The organism is Arthrobacter sp. NicSoilB8 (genome assembly GCF_019977355.1).
Lineage (GTDB): Bacteria > Actinomycetota > Actinomycetes > Actinomycetales > Micrococcaceae > Arthrobacter.
Map to the genome: position 1 here is coordinate 3,302,083 of NZ_AP024655.1, position 23,254 is coordinate 3,325,336.

Annotated in this window: 21 protein-coding genes and 1 tRNA gene; 9 read left to right on the plus strand and 13 right to left on the minus strand. The window is 66.8% G+C overall.

All coding sequences use genetic code 11. The features are described from left to right. Positions 1-13: 13 nt before the first annotated feature. From prmC to argS, 8 genes are all read right to left on the minus strand, one after another. Positions 14-907: a peptide chain release factor N(5)-glutamine methyltransferase gene (gene prmC, locus LDO15_RS14910; protein ID WP_223979803.1), complete on the minus strand. Its 894-nt coding sequence runs from the start codon at positions 905-907 to the stop codon at positions 14-16. 16 nt (positions 908-923) lie between these two features. Then, the gene (prfA, locus tag LDO15_RS14915) at positions 924-1,997 is read right to left on the minus strand and encodes a peptide chain release factor 1 (protein ID WP_223979804.1); all 1,074 of its coding nucleotides are present in this window, start codon (positions 1,995-1,997) and stop codon (positions 924-926) included. 193 nt (positions 1,998-2,190) lie between these two features. Next, on the minus strand, positions 2,191-4,344 hold the full coding sequence (rho, locus tag LDO15_RS14920) for a transcription termination factor Rho (RefSeq protein WP_223979805.1): 2,154 nt from the start codon (positions 4,342-4,344) through the stop codon (positions 2,191-2,193). Positions 4,345-4,664: 320 nt separating this feature from the next. After that, complete coding sequence (thrB, locus tag LDO15_RS14925; RefSeq protein WP_223979806.1) at positions 4,665-5,651, minus strand: homoserine kinase; 987 nt, start codon at positions 5,649-5,651, stop codon at positions 4,665-4,667. 2 nt (positions 5,652-5,653) lie between these two features. Beyond that, positions 5,654-6,760, minus strand: coding sequence for a threonine synthase (gene thrC, locus LDO15_RS14930; protein ID WP_223979807.1), 1,107 nt, complete (start codon positions 6,758-6,760; stop codon positions 5,654-5,656). Then, positions 6,761-8,077 carry a homoserine dehydrogenase gene (locus tag LDO15_RS14935; protein ID WP_223979808.1) on the minus strand — a complete coding sequence of 439 codons (1,317 nt, stop codon included), beginning with the start codon at positions 8,075-8,077 and terminating at the stop codon, positions 6,761-6,763. Continuing rightward, on the minus strand, positions 8,078-9,568 hold the full coding sequence (gene lysA, locus LDO15_RS14940; RefSeq protein ID WP_223979809.1) for a diaminopimelate decarboxylase: 1,491 nt from the start codon (positions 9,566-9,568) through the stop codon (positions 8,078-8,080). 5 nt (positions 9,569-9,573) lie between these two features. Beyond that, a complete protein-coding gene (gene argS / locus LDO15_RS14945) occupies positions 9,574-11,238 on the minus strand; it encodes an arginine--tRNA ligase (protein ID WP_223979810.1) in 1,665 nt (554 codons plus the stop codon). 237 nt (positions 11,239-11,475) lie between these two features. Between argS and LDO15_RS14950 the strand changes: the two genes are divergently transcribed. The 6 genes from LDO15_RS14950 to LDO15_RS14975 all read left to right on the plus strand — a co-directional run bounded on the left by LDO15_RS14950 (position 11,476) and on the right by LDO15_RS14975 (position 16,201). Then, complete coding sequence (locus LDO15_RS14950; RefSeq protein WP_223979811.1) at positions 11,476-11,913, plus strand: hypothetical protein; 438 nt, start codon at positions 11,476-11,478, stop codon at positions 11,911-11,913. A 21-nt stretch (positions 11,914-11,934) separates the two neighbouring features. Then, positions 11,935-12,807: an FAD:protein FMN transferase gene (locus LDO15_RS14955; RefSeq protein WP_223979813.1), complete on the plus strand. Its 873-nt coding sequence runs from the start codon at positions 11,935-11,937 to the stop codon at positions 12,805-12,807. Further along, positions 12,804-14,411: an FAD-dependent oxidoreductase gene (locus LDO15_RS14960; RefSeq protein WP_223979815.1), complete on the plus strand. Its 1,608-nt coding sequence runs from the start codon at positions 12,804-12,806 to the stop codon at positions 14,409-14,411. The genes LDO15_RS14955 and LDO15_RS14960 overlap by 4 nt, the downstream gene beginning before the upstream one ends. A gap of 131 nt (positions 14,412-14,542) precedes the next feature. Beyond that, positions 14,543-14,615, plus strand: a tRNA-Arg gene (locus LDO15_RS14965). Positions 14,616-14,787: 172 nt separating this feature from the next. Beyond that, the gene (locus LDO15_RS14970) at positions 14,788-15,861 is read left to right on the plus strand and encodes a M4 family metallopeptidase (protein WP_223979817.1); all 1,074 of its coding nucleotides are present in this window, start codon (positions 14,788-14,790) and stop codon (positions 15,859-15,861) included. A 43-nt stretch (positions 15,862-15,904) separates the two neighbouring features. Beyond that, entirely contained in the window at positions 15,905-16,201 is a 297-nt protein-coding gene (locus LDO15_RS14975; RefSeq protein WP_223979819.1) for a protealysin inhibitor emfourin, read from the plus strand. A gap of 81 nt (positions 16,202-16,282) precedes the next feature. Here LDO15_RS14975 and LDO15_RS14980 read toward each other — a convergent pair whose 3' ends face one another. Continuing rightward, positions 16,283-17,248: a helix-turn-helix domain-containing protein gene (locus LDO15_RS14980; protein WP_223979821.1), complete on the minus strand. Its 966-nt coding sequence runs from the start codon at positions 17,246-17,248 to the stop codon at positions 16,283-16,285. Positions 17,249-17,329: 81 nt separating this feature from the next. Between LDO15_RS14980 and LDO15_RS14985 the strand changes: the two genes are divergently transcribed. Beyond that, entirely contained in the window at positions 17,330-17,497 is a 168-nt protein-coding gene (locus tag LDO15_RS14985) for a hypothetical protein (RefSeq protein WP_223979823.1), read from the plus strand. A 143-nt stretch (positions 17,498-17,640) separates the two neighbouring features. On the opposite strand, the gene catC is transcribed toward LDO15_RS14985, so the two are convergent. The 4 genes from catC to LDO15_RS15005 form a co-directional block, all read right to left on the minus strand. Further along, positions 17,641-17,925, minus strand: a complete 285-nt coding sequence (catC, locus tag LDO15_RS14990) for a muconolactone Delta-isomerase (protein ID WP_223979825.1) — start codon at positions 17,923-17,925, stop codon at positions 17,641-17,643. A 47-nt stretch (positions 17,926-17,972) separates the two neighbouring features. Next, complete coding sequence (catA, locus tag LDO15_RS14995) at positions 17,973-18,836, minus strand: catechol 1,2-dioxygenase (RefSeq protein WP_223979827.1); 864 nt, start codon at positions 18,834-18,836, stop codon at positions 17,973-17,975. Positions 18,837-18,903: 67 nt separating this feature from the next. After that, positions 18,904-20,013: an enolase C-terminal domain-like protein gene (locus LDO15_RS15000; RefSeq protein ID WP_223979829.1), complete on the minus strand. Its 1,110-nt coding sequence runs from the start codon at positions 20,011-20,013 to the stop codon at positions 18,904-18,906. Next, positions 20,010-20,924 (minus strand): LysR family transcriptional regulator, encoded by a 915-nt coding sequence (locus LDO15_RS15005; protein ID WP_223979831.1) that lies wholly within the window; start codon positions 20,922-20,924, stop codon positions 20,010-20,012. Before LDO15_RS15005 ends, LDO15_RS15000 begins: the two co-directional genes overlap by 4 nt. A gap of 332 nt (positions 20,925-21,256) precedes the next feature. Here LDO15_RS15005 and benA point away from each other — a divergent pair, with 332 nt between their 5' ends. Then, positions 21,257-22,684 (plus strand): benzoate 1,2-dioxygenase large subunit, encoded by a 1,428-nt coding sequence (benA, locus tag LDO15_RS15010; RefSeq protein WP_223979833.1) that lies wholly within the window; start codon positions 21,257-21,259, stop codon positions 22,682-22,684. Positions 22,685-22,715: 31 nt separating this feature from the next. Then, the gene (benB, locus tag LDO15_RS15015) at positions 22,716-23,252 is read left to right on the plus strand and encodes a benzoate 1,2-dioxygenase small subunit (RefSeq protein ID WP_223979834.1); all 537 of its coding nucleotides are present in this window, start codon (positions 22,716-22,718) and stop codon (positions 23,250-23,252) included. The last annotated feature ends 2 nt before the right edge of the window (positions 23,253-23,254 follow it).

Below are 23,254 nucleotides of genomic sequence, written 5' to 3' on the forward strand. Positions count from 1 at the left end.
GCCTATTCTTTCATCACTTGTCACACGATTCGGACGGTGCCAGCACTGCGCTCGTGGCACGGTCCTTGCCGTTGAGGTCACGGTGCGTCGTCACTTCGGCGAACCTCCCGGTGCGCTTGAGCATCGCGGCGATCCATTCAGACTGGACTTCGGCGTGCTCCATCACGAAGTAGCCGCCGGGCACCAGCAGCCGGGCCGCCGAGGCGGCCGCCGCCGTCGGAAGTTCCATCCCGTCCGCTCCCCCGCCGTAGAGCGCCTCGGGCGGGTCGTGCAACGCCACTTCGGGTTCGTTCGGGATCGCTTCGGCGGGAATGTAGGGCGGGTTGGAGACGACGACGTCGAAGGTGCCGTTGTGTTCGGGCAGCGCGTCGCGCAGATCGCCGCGGAGGAGGTGGACGCCCAGGGGAGTCAGGTTTTTCGCCGCCCAGGCATGGGCGAACTCGCTGTACTCCACCGCGTGGACTTCCGCACCGGGAACCTCGTGTGCGATCGACCCGGCGATCGCGCCGGAACCGGTGCCCAGGTCCACCACTTTGGGGTGCGCCAGGCCCTGCAGCCGCTTCCTGTCGCCAAGCCAGTCAATGACCAGCTGCACCACGGACTCGGTTTCCGGCCGCGGGATGAAGACCCCCGGGCCGACGGCGAGTTCGAGGTAGCGGAAGTGCGCCACGCCGGTGATGTGCTGCAGCGGAATCCGCTGCGCCCGTTCGGCGACCAGGTCGGCGTAGCCTTCCGGCGCCGGCGAGTCGCCGAGCATCAGCGCGCGCAGCCGGCCGAGCCCGACGCCGAGCAGATGCTCGGCCAGAAGCTCGGCGTCGACGCGCGGGCTGGGCACGCCGGCGGCGGCCAGGACTGCCGTCGCCTCGCCGACGGCGTCCGCGAGGCTCGGGCCATTGCCTGCTGTCATCACGGGTAGCTCGAGCCTACTCGCCGATGGCGTCGAGCCGGGACTGCTCGTCCAGTTCGATGGCCGACTGGATCACCGGTTCCAGGTCGCCGTTCATGACCTGGTCCAGGTTGTAGGCCTTGTAGCCGGTGCGGTGGTCCGCGATCCGGTTTTCCGGGTAGTTATAGGTACGGATGCGCTCCGAGCGGTCCATGGTGCGGATCTGCGACTTGCGCTGGGCCGAGTTCTCGGCGTCGATCAGCTCCTGCTGGTGCGCCAGGATGCGGGCGCGCAGCACGCGCATGCCGGCCTCACGGTTCTGCAGCTGCGACTTTTCGTTCTGCATTGCCACGACGATGCCGGTGGGAAGGTGGGTGATGCGAACGGCCGAGTCGGTCGTGTTGACCGACTGCCCGCCGGGACCGGATGACCGGTAGACGTCGATCTTGAGATCGTTCTGGTTGATCTCGAGTTCCTCGGGCTCGTCCACTTCGGGCAGCACCAGCACGCCGGCGGCCGAGGTGTGGATGCGGCCCTGGGATTCGGTCACGGGGACGCGCTGCACCCGGTGCACGCCGCCTTCGAACTTCAGCCGCGCGAAGACGCCCTCGGCAGGGTCGTTCGAGTTGCCCTTGACGGCCATCTGGACATCCTTGTACCCGCCCAGGTCCGATTCGGTGGCGGAGATGATCTCGGTCTTCCAGCCGCGGGATTCCGCGTAACGGCTGTACATCCGCAGCAGGTCCGCAGCGAACAGCGCAGCCTCGTCGCCGCCTTCGCCGCCCTTGACCTCAAGGATCACGTTGCGGGCATCGTCCGGGTCACGCGGGATCAGCAGCCGGCGCAGCTTGGCCGCCGCCGTCTCCAGCGCAGCCTCCAGCTCGGGAACCTCCGCGGCGAACTCGGGGTCCTCGTCCGCCATCTCCTTGGCGGCCGCCAGGTCATCGCGGATGCTTTCCCAGCGGTGGTAGGCCTCCACAATGCCGTTCAGCTGGGCGGAACGCCGCCCCAGTTTCCGGGCGAGCCGCTGGTCAGCATAAACGGCCGGATCGCCAAGCTGCGCCTGGATGGCGTCATGCTCATCCAACAGGCCCTGTACGGACTCAAACATTTTCAAACCTCTTTCGACTCTTACAAGTCTAGTTACTTGCAACGCGGGGTCACTTACCGCCCATTCCAACGGCCCTGACGGGCGCTAGGTGACCCCGCGTTGCTTTAAAAGCGGAGGGGCCGGTTAACGCAACAACCGCCCGGGAAATTGGCGGCCCGGGAAGGGCCGCCAATTCTCGAGCGGTTATGCGCAGCTACTTGTCGTTGTCGGACTTCGCACCAAGCGTCGTCTTCTGCACCTGCATGAGGAACTCGACGTTGCTCTGGGTCTCCCGGATCTTGTTGGTCAGCAGCTCAAGGCTCTGCTGCGTTTCGAGTCCGGAGAGGACGCGGCGCAGCTTCCACATGATCTTGACTTCCTCGGGGGAAAGCAGGTTCTCTTCGCGGCGCGTGCCGGACGCGTTGACGTCCACGGCCGGGAAGATGCGCTTGTCGGCCAGCTGGCGGGACAGTCGCAGTTCCATGTTGCCGGTGCCCTTGAACTCTTCGAAAATGACCTCGTCCATCTTGGAGCCGGTCTCGACGAGCGCGGTGGCCAGGATGGTCAGCGAGCCGCCGTTTTCGATGTTGCGGGCAGCACCGAAGAAACGCTTCGGCGGGTACAGCGCCGCGGAGTCCACGCCACCGGACAGGATGCGGCCGGAGGCCGGCGCTGCCAGGTTGTAGGCGCGGCCCAGGCGGGTCATCGAGTCCAGGAGCACTACGACATCCATGCCCATTTCCACGAGGCGCTTGGCGCGCTCGATCGAGAGCTCGGCCACGGTGGTGTGGTCATCGGCGGGACGGTCGAAGGTGGAGGCAATGACCTCGCCCTTGACGGTGCGCTGCATGTCCGTGACTTCTTCGGGGCGTTCGTCAACGAGCACCATCATGAGGTGTACCTCAGGATTGTTGGTGGTGATCGCGTTGGCGATGGACTGCAGGATGAGCGTCTTGCCGGCCTTCGGCGGCGAAACGATCAGGCCGCGCTGGCCCTTGCCGATCGGGGCCACGAGGTCGATGACACGCGGGCCGATCTTCTTCGGGTCCGTCTCGAGGCGCAGGCGCTCGGAGGGGTACAGCGGGACGAGCTTCGCGAATTCGACGCGGTCCTTGAGTTCCTCGGGGGTCTTGCCGTTGACCGAGGTGACGCGGACCAGCGCGTTGAACTTCTGGCGCGCGGACTGCTGGCTGCGGTCCTCGCCTTCGCGCGGTGCCCGGATGGCGCCGACGACGGCGTCGCCCTTGCGCAGGTTGTACTTCTTGACCTGGGCGAGCGAGACGTAGACGTCGTTCGGGCCCGGCAGGTAGCCCGAGGTGCGGATGAACGCGTAGTTCTCCAGCACGTCGAGGATACCTGCGACGGGCAGGAGGACATCGTCCTCGGTGACCTCGACGTCGTCGACGTCCGGTCCCTGCGCACGCCCGCGGCGGCGGTCGTTGCGGTCGCGGAAGCGGTCGTTGCGTGAGGAGTTGTCCCGGCTGTCCTGCTGGCCGCCCTGGCGGTCACCGCGGTCGTTGCGGTCACGGCGGTTGCGGCGGTTCCGGCGGCTTCCGCCGTCAGAATCATCAGTGTCGCGGGTGTTATCGCGGCTGCCGGCGGTTTCGTCGCGGGTGCCGCGGGTGCGGGTGTTGTCGCGGCGCTGGCCGTCTTCGCTACCCTGTTCGCCCTGGCGCTGCTCCGTGCGCTGTTCACGCTGTTCGGTGCGCTGTTCACGCTGCTCCGTGCGGGTTTCAGTGCGCTGCTCGGCCGCGGGCTGTTCGGCCTGGACCTCGCCAACGCTCTGGGCAACATTCTGGCCGGCGGCTTCGGGGGCCTGGGCTGCGGCTTCGCCACGGCGGCGGTTGCGGGTGCGCGGCTGCCGTGTGCGGTCGCTGACTTCGGTCCCGGATTCGGCGGTACCGGAAGCGGCAGGGCCGCTTTCAGCGGAAACCGCGGGGGCCTCAGCCGGAGCCGCGGCGGGTGCTTCCGCGGCGGCGGTCGTGACGACGCCGTCGCTGCCTGCACGGCGGCTGCGGCCGCGGCGGGCGCGGGGGCTTTCCGGGGCTTCCTCGCCGGCGGCGGACGGCGCGGCTGCAGGAGCAGCTGCCGGGGCCGCGGCGCGGGCAACGGTGCCGTTGTCGCTCGCCTTCTCGGCAGTACGGGCCGGAGCCTTGCTTACCGGGGTGCCCGCGCGGTGGGCGGAAATGGCCGTGACCAGATCTCCCTTGCGCATGCGGGAACCGCCGGAAATCCCCAACTGGCTGGCTAGGGCCTGGAGTTGGGCGAGCTTGAGGCCTGCAAGGCCGCTGCTCTTGGCGGGTGCTGCCGTTGTTGCGGCAGCAGAAGTTGTATCCACAGCCGGAGACAGCTCAGTGGTTTCGGTCACGAAGGATCCTTCCCCCTCGACGGCGTCCAGGCTAAGAGCTGGACGCGGTGATTTGATCTGGGCTGCAGTTCAGATCTGCAGCCGTGATTTCGGCCTTGCCGGATGGATTTCGGCCAGCAGGGCCGGATACTGCTTCACCATGCACGATCCGAGAAAAGAGGAACGGCGGGCTGACGTTTTAGGGGGCAGAGCAATTCTGCTGATTCCTGCGTCAGACCAAAAGCAGGTGGCACCGGAAAATATAGCGCAGTGAAAGATGAGAGAGGCTACGTGGCCAACATCGCGGTCTTAGAACGGTTACTAATTTACCGCCTGCGTATTTACCGCCGGTGCACTTCCACTTTAGCACCTTCGACGTCCACGGCCAGCTTCATCACGCGCCAGCCCACTTCCGGCGTGTTGTCCGTGGTGTGGGCGCCGATGAAGTCCACAACCTCGCGGGCTTCCGTTTCCCCGTTGGCCAGGACCAGCACGGTGGGTCCGGCGCCGGAGACGACTGCGGCGTGGCCTGCCCGGCGCAGCGCGGCGATCAGTTCGGCGCTGGGCCGCATGGCCTCGGCGCGGTAGGACTGGTGGAGGTAGTCCTCGGTGCCCGGCAGCAGGAATTCCGGGTTGGTGGTCAGGGCGTGGATGAGCAATGCGGCACGGCCGGAGTTCATGGCTGCGGCATGGTGGCCCACCGAGGCCGGCAGGAGCGCCCGTGCCGCTTCGGTGGAGAGCTCATAGTCCGGCACGGCCACCACTGGAATCACCGAGGCGGCCACGCTCGCGCACGTGCTGCTGTACTGGTCACTGTCCTGCCATGACAGCGCCAGTCCGCCGAAAATGGCGGGTGCGACGTTGTCCGGGTGGCCTTCCATTTCGCTCGTGAGCTGCAGGATCCAGTCCCGTCCGCGCCGCGATGCCTCCGGAACCAGGGCGTTCGCGGCGCTGACGGCAGCCACCACCGCCGAGGCCGAGGACCCCAGGCCGCGCCCGTGCGGGTTGACGTTGTCCGCCGTGATCCGCAGGCCCTCGTGCCGGAATCCGAGGCGGTGCAGCGCCTCGGTGAGGGCCTTGACCACGAGGTGCGTCGCGTCCCGGGGCAACGACTCGGCGCCCTCACCGCTGAGCTCGAACTCAAGTTCGCCGCTGGCCAGGGTTTCCACGGTGAGCGTATCGTGCAGCGTGAGCGCCAGGCCGAGGCTGTCATACCCCGGGCCCAGGTTGGCGCTCGTGGCCGGCACCCGCACGGTGACCAGCTGGCCGGCCGGAACGGCCGGGGAGCCGGCAGCTGATTCGGCCGGGACGGTGAGGGTGGTTTCCAACGTTATTTTTCTTCCAGTCCCAGTGCTGCGGCGACGGTGACGACGTCGTTGGAGACCTTGACCGGCTGCACATCGCTGCCGTCCTCCGTGCGCAGGGCCCACTGCGGGTCCTTGAGGCCGTGACCCGTCACCGTGATCACGATCGTCTTGCCGGCCGGCACTTCGCCGGCCGCGTGCTTCTTGATCAGTCCGGCGACGCCGGCGGCGGAGCCGGGCTCCACGAAGACGCCTTCCCGGGCGGAGAGCCAGCGGTGCGCGGACAGGATTTCCTCGTCCGTCACGGCCTCGATCACGCCGCCGGATTCGTCCCGGGCGGCCACGGCGGTGTCCCAGGAGGCCGGGTTGCCGATCCGGATGGCGGTGGCGATGGTGTCGGGCTCGGTGATGGGGTGCCCCGCGACGAACGGGGCGGCCCCGGCGGCCTGGAAGCCCCACATGACCGGGGTCCTGGTGGCGACGGCGGGCAGCGACCCGGCGGTGGGCGACTCAAACGCCGCGGCGTACTCCTTGTAGCCCTTCCAGTACGCGCTGATGTTGCCGGCGTTGCCCACGGGCAGGACGTGGAAGTCGGGGGCGTCGCCGAGCGAGTCCACCACTTCAAAGGCGCCGGTCTTCTGGCCCTCGATCCTGGCCGGGTTGACGGAGTTGACCAGGAACACCGGGTAGGACTCGCCGAGCTTGCGGGCGATGTCGAGGCAGTCGTCGAAGTTGCCGTCCACCTGCAGCAGCGTGGCGCCGTGCGCGATCGCCTGGCTGAGCTTGCCCATGGAGATCTTGCCCTCGGGGACCAGGACCGCGCACTGCAGCCCTGCCGCCGTGGCGTAGGCCGCGGCGGATGCCGAGGTGTTGCCGGTGGACGCGCAGACCACGGCCTTGGCGCCGGCCGCCACAGCGGCCGTCATGGCCATGGTCATGCCGCGGTCCTTGAAGGAGCCGGTCGGGTTCATGCCTTCGACCTTGAGGTAGACGGTGCTGCCGGTCAGCTCGGAGAGGTGGCGGGCGTGCACGAGCGGGGTGCCGCCCTCGCCCAGGGTGATGACCTTAGTGGCTTCCGTGACAGGAAGACGATCAGCGTATTCGCGGATGACACCGCGCCATTGGTGAGCCACTTAGACCCCTTCTACCCGCAGTACGGATGTGACGGAATTGATGACGTCCAGGCCCTTGACGGCCTTGACGGTTGCTGCAAGTGCGGATTCGCGTGCACGGTGTGTCACGATCCGCAGCTCCGCCGACTCCACGTTGGAGTCGGCGTCGCGGTGGATGGTCTGCCGCATGATTTCGATAGATACGCCGTGCTCAGCGAAGAGCTGGGCGATCCGCGCCAGGACGCCGGGCTGGTCCGCGACGTCGAGGCCGATGTAGTAGCTCGTGATGGATGCGTCGATGGGCAGCGCGGGCACGTGCCCGGTGGTGGTTTCGGTCCGGCCGGGGCCGCCCAAAACAATGCGGCGGGCCGCGGAGACGAGGTCTCCCAGCACGGCGGACGCCGTCGGGGTGCCGCCTGCACCCTGGCCGTAGAACATCAGCTCGCCGGCATTCTCGGCTTCGATGAAGACGGCGTTGAACGCGCCGCGGACGGCGGCGAGGGGGTGTTCGCGCGGAAGCAGCGTCGGGTGGACCCGGACGGAGACGCCCGTCTTGCCGTCCTCGTCGGTGAGTTTCTCTGCGATCGCGAGCAGCTTGATGACGAAGCCGGCTTCCTTCGCGGCGGCGATATCCGCCGCGCTGACCGCCGTGATGCCCTCGCAGGAGACGTCTTCGAGGGCGAACCGGGTGTGGAAGGACAGTGAGGCAAGGATCGCGGCCTTGGCGGCGGCGTCGTAACCCTCCACATCGGCCGTGGGATCGGCTTCCGCGTAGCCCAGGCGCTGCGCCTCGGCCAGGGCGTCGGCGAACTGCGCCCCGGTGGAATCCATCTGGTCGAGGATGAAATTGGTGGTGCCGTTGACGATCCCGAGCACCCGGGTGATCCGGTCGCCGGAGAGGCTGTCGCGGATGGGCCGCAGGATGGGGATGGCACCGGCGACGGCGGCCTCGTAGGAGAGCTGCACGCCCGCCTTGTCCGCTTCCTCGTACAGCGTGGGACCGTCCTGCGCCAGGAGCGCCTTGTTGCCGGTGACAACGCAGGAGCCGTGCCGCATGGCGGTGAGGATCAGGGTGCGGGCCGGTTCAATCCCGCCCATGAGCTCGATCACGACGTCGGCGTCCTTGACGAGGGTTTCGGCGTCCGCAGTGAACAGCTCCTGCGGCAGTTCGACGTCGCGTTCGGCGTCGAGGTTGCGCACCGCGATCCCGCTCAGTTCGAGGCGGGCGCCCGTGCGGGCGGCGAGGGCGTCGGCGTCGTCAATAAGAATCCGCGCAACCTGGGCCCCAACGTTGCCACAGCCCAGCAGGGCCACTTTCAGGGTTCGCAATTCGGTCATTCAGACTCCCATGTCGCGGTTGAGCAGATCTTCTTCGGTTTCCCCGCGGACAATGAGCCGGGCAGATCCGTCGCGGACAGCGACAACGCCCGGCCGGGCCAGATAGTTGTAGTTGCTTGACAGGGCCCAGCAGTAGGCGCCGGTACCCGGTACAGCAAGCAGATCACCGGCTGCCACGTCCTCGGGCAGATATACATCTCTAACAACTATGTCGCCGCTCTCGCAATGTTTGCCCACTACTCGGGACAGCTGCGGACCCGCGTCGGAGCTCCGCGAGGCGAGAATGGCCGAATAATCCGCGTCATACAGCACCGGCCGGGGGTTGTCGCTCATCCCGCCGTCCACCGACACATACCGGCGGGGGTACGTAACGTCTTCGCCGGCTTCGGAACCCGGGGAATCCACCCGGACGGTCTTGAGCGTGCCGACCTCGTACAGCGTAAACGTCGTGCTTCCGACGATCGCGCGGCCCGGTTCGATCGAGATCCGCGGGGCGGAAATGCCCAGCGCCGCGCATTTGGAACGGACGACGGCGGCCATCGCCTGCGCGATCTCGGCGGCCGGGCGCGGGGTGTCAACGGGTGTGTAGGCAATGCCGTAGCCGCCCCCGAGATCCAGTTCGGGCAGCACGATGGAGTATTTCGACTGCATTGCGGCGAGGAAGTCCAGCAGCTTTTCCGCGGCGAGGGCGAAGCCGTCCGGCTCGAAGATCTGGGACCCGATGTGGCAGTGCAGGCCCAGCAGGTCGATGCTCTCGTGCCGGGTGGCCGCGGCCACGGCCTCCTCGGCGGCGGACAGCCCGGCCTGGTCGGTGGAGTCGCCCGCCATGGACAGGCCGAATTTCTGGTCCTCGTGGGCGGTGGCGATGAATTCATGAGTGTGGGCGTGCACTCCGGGGGTCAGCCGCAGCATGACCCTCGCGGTTTCGCCCCGGTTGGCGGCGATCGCCGCGACGCGGTCGAGCTCGTCGAGGCTGTCGACCACGATCCGGCCCAGCTGCATGTCCAGGGCCCGGTGGATTTCGCCGTCGGACTTGTTGTTGCCGTGCAGCGCGACGTCGGCGCCGGGGATGCCGGCGCGGGCGGCAACGGCGAGTTCGCCGCCGGACGCGGTGTCCAGGCGCAGCCCCTCTTCCTCGACCCAGCGGACCACGGAGGTGCACAGGAAGGACTTGCCGGCGTAGTAGACGTCCACTCCCCCGCAGATGTCCGCGAAGGCGTCGTTGAACGCGTCGCTGAAGGCCCGGGCGCGGGAACGGAAGTCGGTCTCACTCAGCACGAACAGCGGCGTGCCGTACTGGCGCTGCAGCTCGCTGACCGTCAGCCCCTCGATGGTGAGCTCGCCGTCGTCGTTCCGTGCGACGCCGCCGGCCCACAGCGGTTCGTGGAGGGCGTTGAGGTCGGCGGGGACCTCGAGCCAGCCCGGCGCGAGGGGCGAGCCTGCGGCACCGGGGTTGTGAGCTTCGGCCGGCTGTCCTGATTTTGCAGTCATGGCGGTTACATCCGTTCCGGCGCCGAGACGCCCAGCAGTTCCAGTCCGTTGGCCAGTACCTGGCTGGTGGCGTCGTTGAGCCACAGCCGGGTGCGGTTGGTGTCGGTGATGGGTTCATCGCCCTGGGGCGCCACCCGGCAGGCGTCGTACCAGCGGTGGTAGGCGCCGGCTATGACTTCCAGGTGCCGGGCCACGCGGTGCGGCTCGCGCAGTTCGGCGGCCTTGGCCACCACCGAGGGGTAGCTGCCCAGGTGCGAGAGCAGCTCGTTTTCGGTGGCGTGGTCCAGCAGGGCGGCGTCGAAGCTGTCCTGGCCGTTTACCCGGCGCTCCACGCCCGCGGCGACGGCGTTGCGGGCGGCGCCGCGGGAGCGCGCGTGGGCGTACTGGACGTAGAACACCGGGTTCTCGTTGCTGTGCTTCTTCAGCAGGTCCGGATCCAGGGTCAGCGGCGAATCGGCGGGGAACCGGGCGAGCGAGTAGCGCACGGCGTCCTTGCCGAGCCAGGAGATGAGGTCCTTGAGCTCGATGATGTTGCCGGCCCGTTTGGACAGCTTGGCACCGTTGACGGAGACCAGCTGGCCGATCAGGACCTCGATGTTGACCTCGGGATCGTCGCCGGCGGCGGCCGCGATGGCCTTGAGCCGGTTGATGTAGCCGTGGTGGTCGGCGCCGAGGAGGTAGATCTTCTCGGTGTAGCCGCGGTCCTTCTTGGACAGGTAGTAGGCCGCGTCGGCGGCGAAGTACGTCGGCTCGCCGTTCGCGCGGATCATCACGCGGTCCTTGTCGTCGCCGAAGTCGGTGGTGCGCAGCCAGACCGCGCCGCCGTCGTCGAACACGTGGCCCTGTTCGCGCAGGCGGGCGACGGCGTCTTCGATCGCGCCGGCGTCGTGGAGTTCCTGCTCGGAGAAGAAGACATCAAAGTCGACGCCGAACTCGGCCAGTGTCTGCTTGATGTCGTGCATCTGCGCCTTGTACGCGGCGCCCCGGATGACCGGCAGGGCGGCCACTTCGGTGAGTTCGCGGATGCCGGGGTGCTCGGTGAGCACCTCATGGCCGAGGTCGGCGATGTACTGGCCCGGGTATCCGCCCTCGGGCACGTCCCGGCCGTGCAGCCTGGCGAACACGGAGTTCGCGAAGACGTTCATCTGGGAGCCGGCGTCGTTGATGTAGTACTCGGCCGTGACGTCGGCGCCGGAGGCCCGGAGGACGCGGGCGATTGCGTCGCCGAGGGCGGCCCAGCGGGTGTGGCCGATGTGCAGCGGGCCGGTGGGGTTGGCCGAGACGAACTCCATATTCACCACGTGGCCGGCGAGCGCGGTGTTGGTGCCGTAGCCGGAACCCGCCTCGACGATGGCTTTGGCGAGGGCACCGGCGGCCGCGGCGTCCACCGTGATGTTCAGGAAGCCGGGGCCGGCGATGTCGACGGCGGCAACGCCGTCGATCAGTTTCAGCCGGGCGCTCAGGACGGAGGCGAACTCCCGCGGGTTCATCCCTGCCGTCTTGGCCAACTGGAGGGCGACATTGGTGGCCCAGTCCCCGTGGTCCCTGTTCTTCGGGCGCTCGACGCGCACCTCATCCGGGATGTCGGCCGCGGAAAGGGCAATGTCACCGGCCGCGACGGCGTCCTTCAGGCAGGCGGATATGGCAAGGGAGAGTTCTTCTGGGGTCACACTTCTAGCCTACCGGTGGGCCCGTGGTGTGGCGGAATCCGGGCACGGCGTGACGGCCGGCGCCGGCGGGAGGGAACACTCACAGGTCTTCAGGGTTTGGCGCCAAGGGTGAACCGTTACCCTGAAACCAACGTCTTGAAAGTTGTCGGTGCCTCTTTCGCTGTCCGAGTCCCCGCTGTCCGAGCCCCCGCTGTCCGAGTCCACGCTGTCCGATCCGCACCAAGAATCGAGCCCCGCATGAATACCGCCTTCCGCAAGAGCGTCCTCGTCGGCATTGCCGGCCTGTCCGTGGCCGGAACAGCGGCCGGCTGCGCCCCGGCCGCGCAGCCGCCGGCCGCGCAGGGCGCGCCCGCAGCGTCCGAGTCCGCCGCCGGCACCGGTTCCTACAAGGATGGCACCTACAGCGCCGACGGCAATTACACCTCCCCCAACGGCACGGAAACCGTGGGCGTGGAGCTGACCCTGGCCGGCGGTGCCGTGTCCGATGTGAAAATCACCCAGCACCCGTCGAATCCGAACACCCGCAAGTTCCAGGGCGAGTTCGCCGGCGGAATCCAGTCCCAGGTTGTCGGCAAGAAACTCGACGAAATCAAGGTGTCAAAGGTTGCCGGTTCCTCGCTGACCAGCGGCGGCTTCAACCAGGCCGTGGCAAAGATCAAGTCACAGGCCCAATAGCCCGACAGGGACAGAGGAATCGTGCCGCATCCGGGCTGGACGCACTTCGGCTTCGACGGGATCGGGACCCGCTGGGAGATTTCCACGCCGTCGCGCCTGTCCGGCGACCGCCGCCGTGCGCTGCTCGCGACAGTGGAGCGGTACGACGCCGCGTGGTCCCGATTCCGGCCCGACTCGCTTGTGGCCGGCGCCGCCCGCTCCCCGGGCCGGTTTGGGCTGCCCGCAGAGGCGGCTGCCCTGGGCGAGCTGTACCGCACGCTGTACCGGCTTACCGGCGGTGCCATGACCCCGCTCATCGGCGGCAGCCTGGAGCGCCTTGGCTACGATGCCGCCTATTCCCTGCGCCCGGGCGGCCCTCCGCTTCCCGCGCCGCGCTGGGAGGACGTGCTGGACTGGCAGGGCACGGTGCTGACCACCACGGCTCCGGTGGTGATCGACGTCGGCGCGGCCGGCAAGGGGCAGCTCGCGGACCTGCTCTCGGCCCAGCTCCGGGACAGCGGCTGCGCGGAGCACTTCATCGATGCCAGCGGGGACCTGCTGAACCCGGGACCGGAGCCGGTGGCTGTGGCCCTCGAGCATCCTTACGATCCCACCCGGGCAATCGGCACGGTCGAGCTGGGGGCCGGCGCCCTGTGCGCATCCGCCGCCAACCGCCGGGCCTGGGGCGACGGGTTCCACCATGTCCTGGACGGCACCACGGGAGCGCCGGTGCGTACCGTCGTCGCCAGCTGGGCCCTGGCCGGGACGGCGATGGTGGCCGACGCGCTCGCCACCGCCCTGTTCTTCGTCGACGGTCCGCGGCTGGAGCAGGAGTTCGAGTTTGCCTGGCTCACGGCCTATTCGGACGGGCACGCGGAATATTCAGCCGATTTTGAAGGGGCACTGTTCACATGACCGCCATCACCACCACTCCGCTCGGCTCGAAGCTTGACACCGCCCTGGGCCGGCTCACGATGTACCGGCTGGTGCTGTGGGTCCTGGCCGTCCTGGCCGGCTACAGCCTGCTGCTCAATGTGCTGGGCTGGCTGACCTTCGGGCTGCCGGAAATGCTGGCCCACCTTGGCCTGTGCCTTGGCGTGACGTACGCCACCAACCTGGCGCTGGCCGCGTTTTTTCACGTGCGGCCGCACACGGAATCCTCCTTCATCACCGGCCTGCTGCTGTATTTCCTCTTCTGGCCCAGCCAGCTGACGCAGGGCCTTCAGCTGGCTGAGCTCGCCGGCGTCGCACTGGCCTGCGTGCTGGCCTCGGCCTCGAAATATGCGCTGGCCTGGCGCGGCCGCCACATCTTCAACCCGGCCGCTGCCGGTGCATTCCTCGCCGGGCTGACCGGGCTCAACATCGCCACGTGGTGGGCCGCGACGCCGCCGATGCTCTTGCTGGTGCTGCCGGGAGCGCTGCTGGTGCTCTACCGGATCCGGAAGCTGCCCATGGCGGCCGTCTTCACCGTTGTGGCGGTGTTCATCGTGACCGCGGAACTACTCCGGTCCGGGATGGAGCTGTCCGAGGCCTTGTGGCAGCCGATAGCGCAGCGTCCGGTGCTCTTCTTCGTCGGGTTCATGCTGATCGAGCCACTGACTTTGCCGCCGCGGCGATGGCAGCAACTGGTGCTGGCCGCCGTCGTCGGGGTGCTCTTCGCGGTCCCCTACAACCTGGGGTTTGTGGCCAACTCCCCCGAGCTGGCGCTCCTCGCGGGCAACGTGCTCGCCTTCGCCGCCGGACAGCGCGGCCGGGTGCGGCTGCAATTCGTCGGGAGGCGGCCGCTGACGCCCACGACGACGGAATTCAGCTTCCGTCCGGAGCGCCCGGTGCGCTTCACCGCCGGGCAGTACCTGGAACTGCACCTGCCGCCGGCCAAGGCCGGCGGCAGGAATGCTGGCAAGAGTGACATCAGGGGCGACGGCAGGGGAATCCGCCGTGTCTTCAGCCTGACCAGCGCACCCGGCACCCCGCTGCTGACGATCGGGGTGGGGACCGCGGAACCCGTCTCGGCGGCCAAGCGATCGCTGCTGGCCCTCACGCCCGGGGAAGGCCTCGCCGCGACCATGGTGGGTGGCGACTTCGTCCTGCCCCGGAACCCGGCGATCCCCGTGCTGTTCATCGCGGCCGGAATCGGCATCACCCCCTATTTGGCCCACCTGTCCGGGACCGCAGCCGGGGCGGCCACCGGAACGCCATCCGGGACGGGCACCGCCGACAGGGACGTCATTCTGCTCTATCTGGCAAAGAATGCCGCCGAACTCGCCTATGCCGAGGAGCTGCAGCGCTCGGGGGCGCGCATCCTGGCGCGGCTTGCCGATGGTTCGGTGCCGCCGGCCTTCATGAAGGACACCGGCGCCCAAAGAATCGACGCCGCGGCCCTCAAGGAGCTGGTCCCCGACATCGCCGGCAGGGAAGTCTTCGTCTCCGGGTCGCCGGCGAGTGTCCGTTCGCTCCGGACCGCGGCGCGCGGTGCGGGTGCCCGCCGGGTCCATGTGGATTCCTTCGCCGGCTACTGAGCGGGACTTTCACGCACTACACACGCACTTGCCCCGGGCTTAACTCGCGAAACGGGTGCCGATTTTCCGTTCGAGGCCACCTTCCTGCTAAGCTCTAGGACGTCCCGCCGGTAACGGCAGGATCCCTGGATGCCCTCGTAGCTCAGGGGATAGAGCGTCTGCCTCCGGAGCAGAAGGTCGTAGGTTCGAATCCTATCGAGGGCACAAACGAAACCCCGTCACTTCACAGAAGTGGCGGGGTTTTCTGTGTTTGCTGGCCCAAGGCAACGCCGAAACCCTGCGGCCTTGTCTCTGCCCAATGTCGGTGCCCGCTCGTAGGCTGTGTTCATCGGCGGCGGGCTACCCTGCCCGCCCCGAAGCATGAAGGGGGTCTCAGATGTTCTTTCCAACTCCGTACTGTTCCATCGTTCCGCCCTATTTGCTCCGCCGCCTGGCCGCGCAGCGCGAGCCCGAACTCTCCCAGGCTGCCCGCGCGGCGAGGGAAGCCCTGCAGCACGTCCCGAGCTTCCAGGCCTCCCGGGCCGCCCCGTCCCCCGTGGCGCTCCCCGGCATGCGGGAGCTCAAGCCGTCCCCGCCGGAGCGGACGGTCTATGACGCCAAGTTCGCCGAACGGCTGCCCGGCAACGTGGTCCGCAAAGAAGGCGAACCGCCTAACGGCGACCACGCCGCCGATGAGGCCTATGACGGGCTGGGGCACACCCACCGTCTCTACGCGGAGGCTTTCGGCCGGAATTCCATCGACGGCAACGGCCTCCACCTCGATGCCACGGTCCACTACGGCCGCCTGTACGACAACGCGTTCTGGGACGGCCAGCAAATGGTCTTCGGCGACGGTGACGGCCAGGTCTTCGAGCGCTTCACGAAATCCCTGAGCGTCATCGGCCACGAGCTCGCCCACGGCGTCACCCAGTTCTCCGCCGGGCTGGTCTACCGCAACCAGGCCGGCGCGCTGAATGAGTCGCTGTCCGATGTCTTCGGGGCGCTTGTGGAGCAGTATGTCCGGAAGGAGTCCACCGCGGAGGCCAGCTGGCTGATCGGCGAAGGCCTCTTCACGGACCAAGTGCAGGGGACCGCGCTGCGGTCCATGAAGGCGCCTGGAACCGCGTACGACGACGACGTGCTCGGCAAGGACCCGCAGCCGGACTCGATGGAGGGCTACGTGCGCACGAGCGCGGACAACGGCGGCGTGCACATCAACTCCGGAATCCCCAACCGCGCGTTCTGCCTGGTTGCCACGGCCCTCGGCGGCAATGCCTGGGAAGCCCCCGCGCAGATCTGGTACGAGACGCTGACGGGCGGCACGCTGTCCCCCACCGCCACGTTCGGCGCCTTCGCCAGGGCCACTGCCGCCTCGGCCCAGGAGCTTTTCGGAGAGGATTCCAAGGAGCATGACGCCGTGCGCTCGGCGTGGGAAACTGTGAAGGTCAAGGTCCCGGGAGCCCGACGCTAGGCCCGGCTCCTGCAGATCCGAGTCCGATGAAGATCCGAGTCCGATGAAGATAACTGTCCAGCGCAGCGGCGGCGTGGCCGGAATGAAGCGGACGTGGACCGTCCGGCCCGAGCCGCCTGAGGACACCGACCGGTGGCAGCCGCTCATCGAAGCGTGTCCGTGGGACGACGTCGCCGGGACCAGCGGTCCAACCGGCCAGCCGGACCGGTTCATGTACAGCATCCGGGCTGATCAGCGCCGGGCGGTCCTGCCGGAGCGAGAACTGACGGGTCCGTGGCGGGACCTCGTCGAACGTGCCCGCGCTGCGGCCGAGGACGCGGCGGCGCCGGATCCCGGCTAGCCTCCGCCCCCCAGCCCGTGACCTGCGCCGTATCCCCTGCGCCGTATCCCCCTGCGCTGTATCCCCCTGTGCCGTGGCCCTTTATGCCGTGGCCAGATGTCCCCGGAAGGTGCGCCGGTAGGACTGCGGGCTGGTATCCAGCGCCTTCGCAAAGTGGTGCCGCAACAGGACGGAATGCCCGAAGCCGGATTCCCGTGCGACCTCGTCAATGTTGAGCTCCGTGGTTTCCAACAGCTCCTGGGCGCGCAGCACCCGCTGGGAGTTGAGCCACGCCGCCGGGGTTGCGCCCGTTTCGGAGCGGAAACGCCGCGCGAACGTCCGGGGGGACATATGGACCCGGGCCGCCAGTTCGTTGACCGGGTGCTCCTCGTCCAGGTGCCGGACCATCCACTGCAGCAGCTGCTCCATGGGCTCCGAGCCGCATTGCGGAATGGGCCGGTCGATGTACTGGGCCTGGCCGCCGTCCCGGTGCGGCGGGACCACCATGTCCCGGGCGATCGCCGCGGCAACCTTGGCGCCGAATTCAACGCGGACCAGATGCAGGGAGGCATCGATCCCGGCGGCCGTTCCGGCGCTGGTGATGATCCGGCCGTCTTCGACGTAGAGGACGTTTTCGTCCACCAGGACGGCAGGATACTTGCTGGCGAGTTCCTGGGAGTAATGCCAGTGGGTGGTGCAGCGGCGGCCGTCGAGCAGGCCGGCCCGGGCCAGGGCAAATGCCCCCGAACAGATGGACATCACCCAGGCCCCCCGGGCATGGGCGGCCCGCAGCGCGTCCAGGACGGATTCGGGGACGTCCTCGTCCCGGCCGTACGGCGCCATCACCACCAGATCCGCGTCCGCGGCCGCTTCCAGCCCCAATCCGACGTGCATGGACAGCCCGGACTTAAGCGGAATGTCGCCTGGCTCCGGGGCGCACACGCGGAAATCGAAGGCAGGCACGCCGTTTCCGCGGGCTGAACGGTCAATGCCGAAGACCTCGAAGGCGGTCGCGAACTCGAAGATCGAGAAGTGGGGGACGACGATCATTGCCACTGATTTGATCATGTTTCCAGTGTGGCAGAAATTATAGCTTTTTGGGCATTTCTGCCACTTTTTTTCGCAGGCGGGCTGGCGAACCATAGAGGTATGGAACTCCTCGGAATCGCAGTCATTATCCTCATCCTCGCCGTTATCACCGCCACCATCTCCGCTCTCCGCAAGGACGGACTCGGCCACACCCCGCCGGTCCGCTCGGACGAGTACTGGATGGCCCGGGATCTGCCCAGTGTCAACTACACTCTGCGGATCTTCTGAGTCCGCGGGGCAGCATTCCCTCCAGAAACGCGGACAATGCAAAGGGACCCGGTTCAGCGCGAACCGGGTCCCCTGCATCTGCGGATTCAGTTCAGGAAACGAGGACCAGCCCTGGATCACAGCCACTCATCCGGCCATCAATGTCACCCGTGGGCGATGTCCGAGGGATGTGCCGCCAGGGGCGTGATGTCGATGGTCATGTACGGAAACAGCGGCAGTCCCCACAGGATCTCATGCAGGCGTTCATTGCCGGTGACATCGAAGATGCTCAGGTTGGCGTATTCGCCTACGCAACGCCAGATGCTTTGCCATTCGCCCTGGCGTTGCAGCTTCTGGGAATACGCCTTCTCCGTGGCGAGCAGTTCAGCCTTGGCCTGCGCATCCATGTCGCGCGGGATATCAACGTTCATTCGGACTGCGTATAGCACCTATTGCTCCTTGGTCAGGTGAGCCTTGTTGGGTCTCGGCGCTTGAGTCAGGCGCGGGCGGCGTCGAGTACGAAATCGTAGGTGACCTCGTTGCCCGCTTCAGTAACACGGGCAGTGGGGCTCAGGACCAGCTCCGGCTTGACGGCCGAGGCAATGTCGTCGGAGAGGTGCTGGTCACCTTCGAAGTAGAGCTGTGCAGTCAGCAGCTGGTAACCCGGAGCAGACACCTTGAGGTGGAGGTGCGCGGGGCGCCAGGCGTGCCATCCGGCAGAAGCGATGAGCTTCCCGCAGGCACCATCCGTGGGGATCTGGTAGGGCGCAGGCTGGACCGTGTTCAGTGCGAAGTTACCCTCGCCATCAGCCACGACGGTGCCGCGCAGGTTCCACTCGGGCAGCCCGGGGGCATACTGCGAGTAGAAACCGTTATCATCCGCGTGCCAGATTTCAACATTGGCACCGGCCAGTGGGGTGCCATCAACGGCGCGAACCTGGCCCTGGAACAACAACGGCGTGCCGCCCTCATCCGCACGCATCGGCAACGTGGCCGGGGTTTCGAGCCGGGGTGAACCGGGCACGTAGTACGGGCCCTCGATGGTGCCCTTGTTGCCTTCGCGGTCCTCTGTGGAAACCTCTTCGACCACGTGCTCCACCCAGACGTCCAGGAACAGCGGCCATTCACCGTCTTCGCCCACGCTGATGAGCCAGGACTTCAGGGCGTTGAACTCGTCGTAGGTGACCTTGTGCTTGCGGATGGTCTCATAGACCGCACCCAGGACCTCGTTGGCGAGCAGGGACACACGTTCCTTGGGAACCTCGAGTGCCGCCGTCTTGCCACTGTCGCGGAAGCGCTCAGTGGCCAGGCTGCCGGATTCCGCGGCCTTGGCATCAAATTCACTCAGTTCGGTCGTCATCGTTGACTCACTTTCTTCTATCCGGCGCCACTTCGGTGTGGGCGCCTGATCGGGGGTGGTTTAGGGCCTAGTTGCCCTGGTCGAGGCGGTATTTGGAAAGTTTTTCCGGGTCGATGCTGATCCCGATGCCCGGCACCTGGCGGACGGCCAGACGCCCGTCCACGATCTCCAGCGGCTCCGCCAGAAGGTCATCGCTCATGTCCAGGAAGTTGGAGAGTTCGCCGGCCCGCAACGTGGTGGATTTGAAGGCAGCGCCAAAGGTGACCGTGCACAGCGTGCCCAGCTGGCCATCGATCTGGTTGCCCATGATCACTTCGGCACCCAGCCCGTCGCATTGGAACAGCACACGCTGGGAGTGCGAGAAGCCGGTCCGGGCCGTCTTGATGCTGACAGCATTGGCGGCGCCATTGAGCAGTTCGCGGGTGACCTCGCCAGGCCGGGTCGCACTCTCATCGGCCACGAACGGCACGGGACAACGCTCCACGAGCCATTTGCGTCCCAGGACGTCGTCAGCCGGGCATAGTTCCTCGGCGAGGGTGAGGTCGAGGTCGGCCATGGCGTTTAGCGCCCGGAGCGATTCCGACGCCGTCCAGCCCCGGTTGCCGTCGATGTACAGTTCGATTTCCTCGCCGAGCTCTTCGCGCAGGGCGCGGCAGACATCGACGTCGAGCCTGAACGGCTTCCTGCCCACTTTCACCTTGAACGTGGTGATCCCGTAGGCCTCGCGCATCCGTTCCGCCTCGGCCACCATCTTCGCCGGCTCCGCAAAACCCAGCATGTGGCTGACTCTCATGCTGTCCGAATAGCCGCCAAGCAGGGCCGTAACGGGCTGGCCGAGTGTCTTACCGATAACGTCCCAGATGGCCATGTCCACGGCCGACTTTGCGGTCGGGTTGCCGACGGTCCTGTCCATGACGGCATGAACAGCCTCCCGGTCCATCACGGACATCCCCACGAGGTGCGGCGCAAACAGCGTCTGGATCGCTGCCACGATGGACTCCTGGGTCTCGCCGTATGTGAACGGCCGGGCCGGAGCCTCCGCGACGCCCACGACTCCGTCGTCGCTATGGACGCGCACCAGGACGTGCAGCGCGGTGTGGACCTCGCCGCTCGCGAAGCGCAGGGGCTTCGTATAGGGGATGGCGAAGGGGATCGCCTCTACGGCTGTGATTTTCACGGGAGCCCTCCGGCATAGGTCGAGTCGATGAAGATGTTGTTGTCCTCGAGCATCGCGAGGAACGAGTCGACGAGCGGTGAGTCGTCGTTGCGCCGCCAGGACAGCCCCAGTTCCACGGGTTCGGTTCCGGAAACCGCACGGTACTGCACCCCGTCCAGCGCTATGCCCCTGACGGATTCCGGCAAGACAGCCACGCCCAGGCCGGCCGCCACGAGCGAGAGCTGGGTGGAGGTCTTCGCGGACTCGTGGGCCACGTGGGGATGAAAATCTGCCGCCCGGCACGCACGGATCACCGCATCGTTGACCACCGAATGGGAACCCGCTGGATACATGATGAAATCCTCGGCGCGCAGCTCACCCATGGTCACGGGTTCCCCCGCCGTGAGCCGGTGGCCGGTCGGGAGGGCCACCACAAACTGCTCGCGGACTATGGGGCGCAGCGCCAGCGAGGTGTCCTTGAGCGGCGGCCGCAGTACGCCGACGTCGAGCTCCCCGGCAACGAGCGCCTTCTCGATGGCGGGAGTAAGCATCTCAGTGTGAATGTCCAGAACCACGCCGGGCAGCTGCTCCTTGACCAGCCGGGCCAGGAGGGGCAGCTGCGAGTAGGACGCCGTGCCGGTCAGTCCGATCCGGAGCGTGCCCGCTGTCCCATCTGCGAAACGGCGGGCCCGGCGCGCAGCCTCGTCGACGCTACGCAGAATCCGCCGGGCATCCAGGAGGAAGACTTCCCCTGCGGGAGTCAGCCTGACGCTGCGCGTGGTGCGGGCCAGAAGCTCGATGCCCAGTTCGGCTTCGAGCTGACGAATCTGCTGGGACAACGGCGGCTGCGCCATCTGCAGGCGCTCAGCCGCCTGACCGAAGTGGCAGGTCTCGGCAACCACCACGAAATAGCGCAGGTGACGCAGTTCCATGCAATGGCTCCTTCCGTGGGCGGGACGGCCCGCAACACTGAAGGGGCCGGCCGGCCCGGGCCTGTGACGCTGCCCGGGTCATGGTTATTGGTTGTTGGTTCAACAGCGTAGGGCCGAATTTAGTATTCAGCAAATACCAAATTCCGCATTATTCAGATTTCAAAAGTCTCAATATAGGCCTAGGTGAGCCTAGGCAAATGCCTAGTGTGACGCTCGCCACCAGCTGGCAAAGTTGGCTGCATTCACCATCGACCGACCGACCGTTCGGCGGTCCGCCGGGCAGCGCAGCCCGGCCACCCGGGCGACGCTGCCCGATACCGATAGGAGCCAACATGACTGAGACCCTGGTGGGCATCCGAGCCCAGCTTGACGAGGCCCTTGTGGAGGATCACGAAAAAGGCATCTTCCGCGCCAAGCGCAGCATCTTCACCGACGAAGACCTGTTCGAACTGGAAATGAAGCACATCTTCGAAGGCAACTGGGTGTACCTGGCGCATGACAGCCAGATCCCCACTGTGGGTGACTACTTCACCACGTACATCGGCCGCCAGCCGATCATCATCTCCCGCGACAAGCAGGGCGGCCTCAATGCACTCATCAACGCCTGCAGTCACCGCGGCGCGATGCTGTGCCGCCGCAAGACGGACAACCGCACCACGTTTACCTGCCCATTCCATGGCTGGACCTTTAATAACACGGGCAAGCTCCTCAAGGTCAAGGACCCCCGCGACGCCGGCTACCCGGAGCAGTTCAACAAGGAGGGCTCCCACGACCTTACAAAGGTGGCCCGGTTCGAGAGCTACCGCGGTTTCCTCTTCGGCAGCATCAACCCCGACGTCAAATCCCTTGAGGAGCACCTGGGCGAGTCCACCAAGGTCATCGACATGATCGTGGACCAGTCCCCCGAAGGCCTGGAAGTCCTCCGCGGCGCTTCGAGCTACACCTACGACGGCAACTGGAAGCTGCAGGCAGAAAATGGTGCCGACGGCTACCACGTCTCCGCGACCCATTGGAACTACGCCGCCACCACCGCCCGCCGCACCACCGGCGAATCTGCCAACGAGACCAAGAACATGGATGCGGGCGGCTGGGCCAAGCAGAAGGGCGGCTACTACTCCTTCGACCACGGCCATCTGCTGCTCTGGACCGAGTGGCTGGATCCCAGTAACCGTCCCCTGTTTGATCGCCGGGCCGAACTCGTGGAGAAGTACGGCGAAGCCAAGGCCGATTGGATGATCAATATCTCCCGCAACCTGTGCCTCTACCCGAATGTGTATCTGATGGACCAGTTCGGCTCGCAGATCCGGCACTTCCGCCCCATCTCCGTCGACAAGACGGAGGTGACCATCTACTGCATCGCCCCCAAGGGAGAGAGCGCGGAGGCACGCGCCAGCCGCATCCGCCAGTATGAGGACTTCTTCAACGCCTCCGGCATGGCTACGCCGGACGACCTCGAGGAATTCCGATCCTGCCAGAAGACCTACCAGGCCACGGCCGCAGCGTGGAATGACCTCAGCCGCGGCGCGACCCACCAGATCGCGGGCCCCGACGCCAATGCTGACGTCATCGGCCTCAAGCCCATCTCCAGCGGCGTCCGGACCGAGGACGAGGGGCTGTACCCCATCCAGCACGGTTACTGGGTGCAGACGATGCGCGCAGCGGCAGCCGCGGAAGAATCAGCCGCCGAAGAAGCAGCCTCACCCACCACGCGGACCGTGGAAAAGAACAACGCGGCACCGAACAACGCAGCCCAGAACTAGCCCGCACCAGGCCCGAGGAGAACCACAGCACATGACACAGACCATCGACGTCGGCACTCAGGGCGCCGGCACAGACAGCCCGGCCTCCCTGGAAGAGATCCGTTCCTTCCTCTACCGCGAGGCAAGGTTCCTCGACGACCGCGAGTTCGACCGCTGGCTGGACTGCTACCACCCGGAAGCCGAGTTCTGGATGCCCGCCTGGGCGGACGACGATCAGCTCACCAACGACCCGCAGCGCGAAATCTCCCTCATTTATTACGCCAACCGTGGCGGCCTGGAGGATAGGGTCTTCCGCATCAAGACCGACCGCTCCAGCGCCACAAGCCTGCCGGAGCCGCGCACCGGCCACAACATCACGAACGTCGAGATCGTGGATGCTCACGGCAGCCAGGTTGATGTCCGCTTCAACTGGCACACGCTCTACTACCGCTATCAGAACATTGATCCCTACTTCGGAACATCGTTCTACACCATCGACTTTTCGGGCACGCAACCCGTCATCACCAAGAAGAAAGTCGTCCTCAAGAACGACTACATCCACCACGTCGTGGATATCTACCACATCTAAGA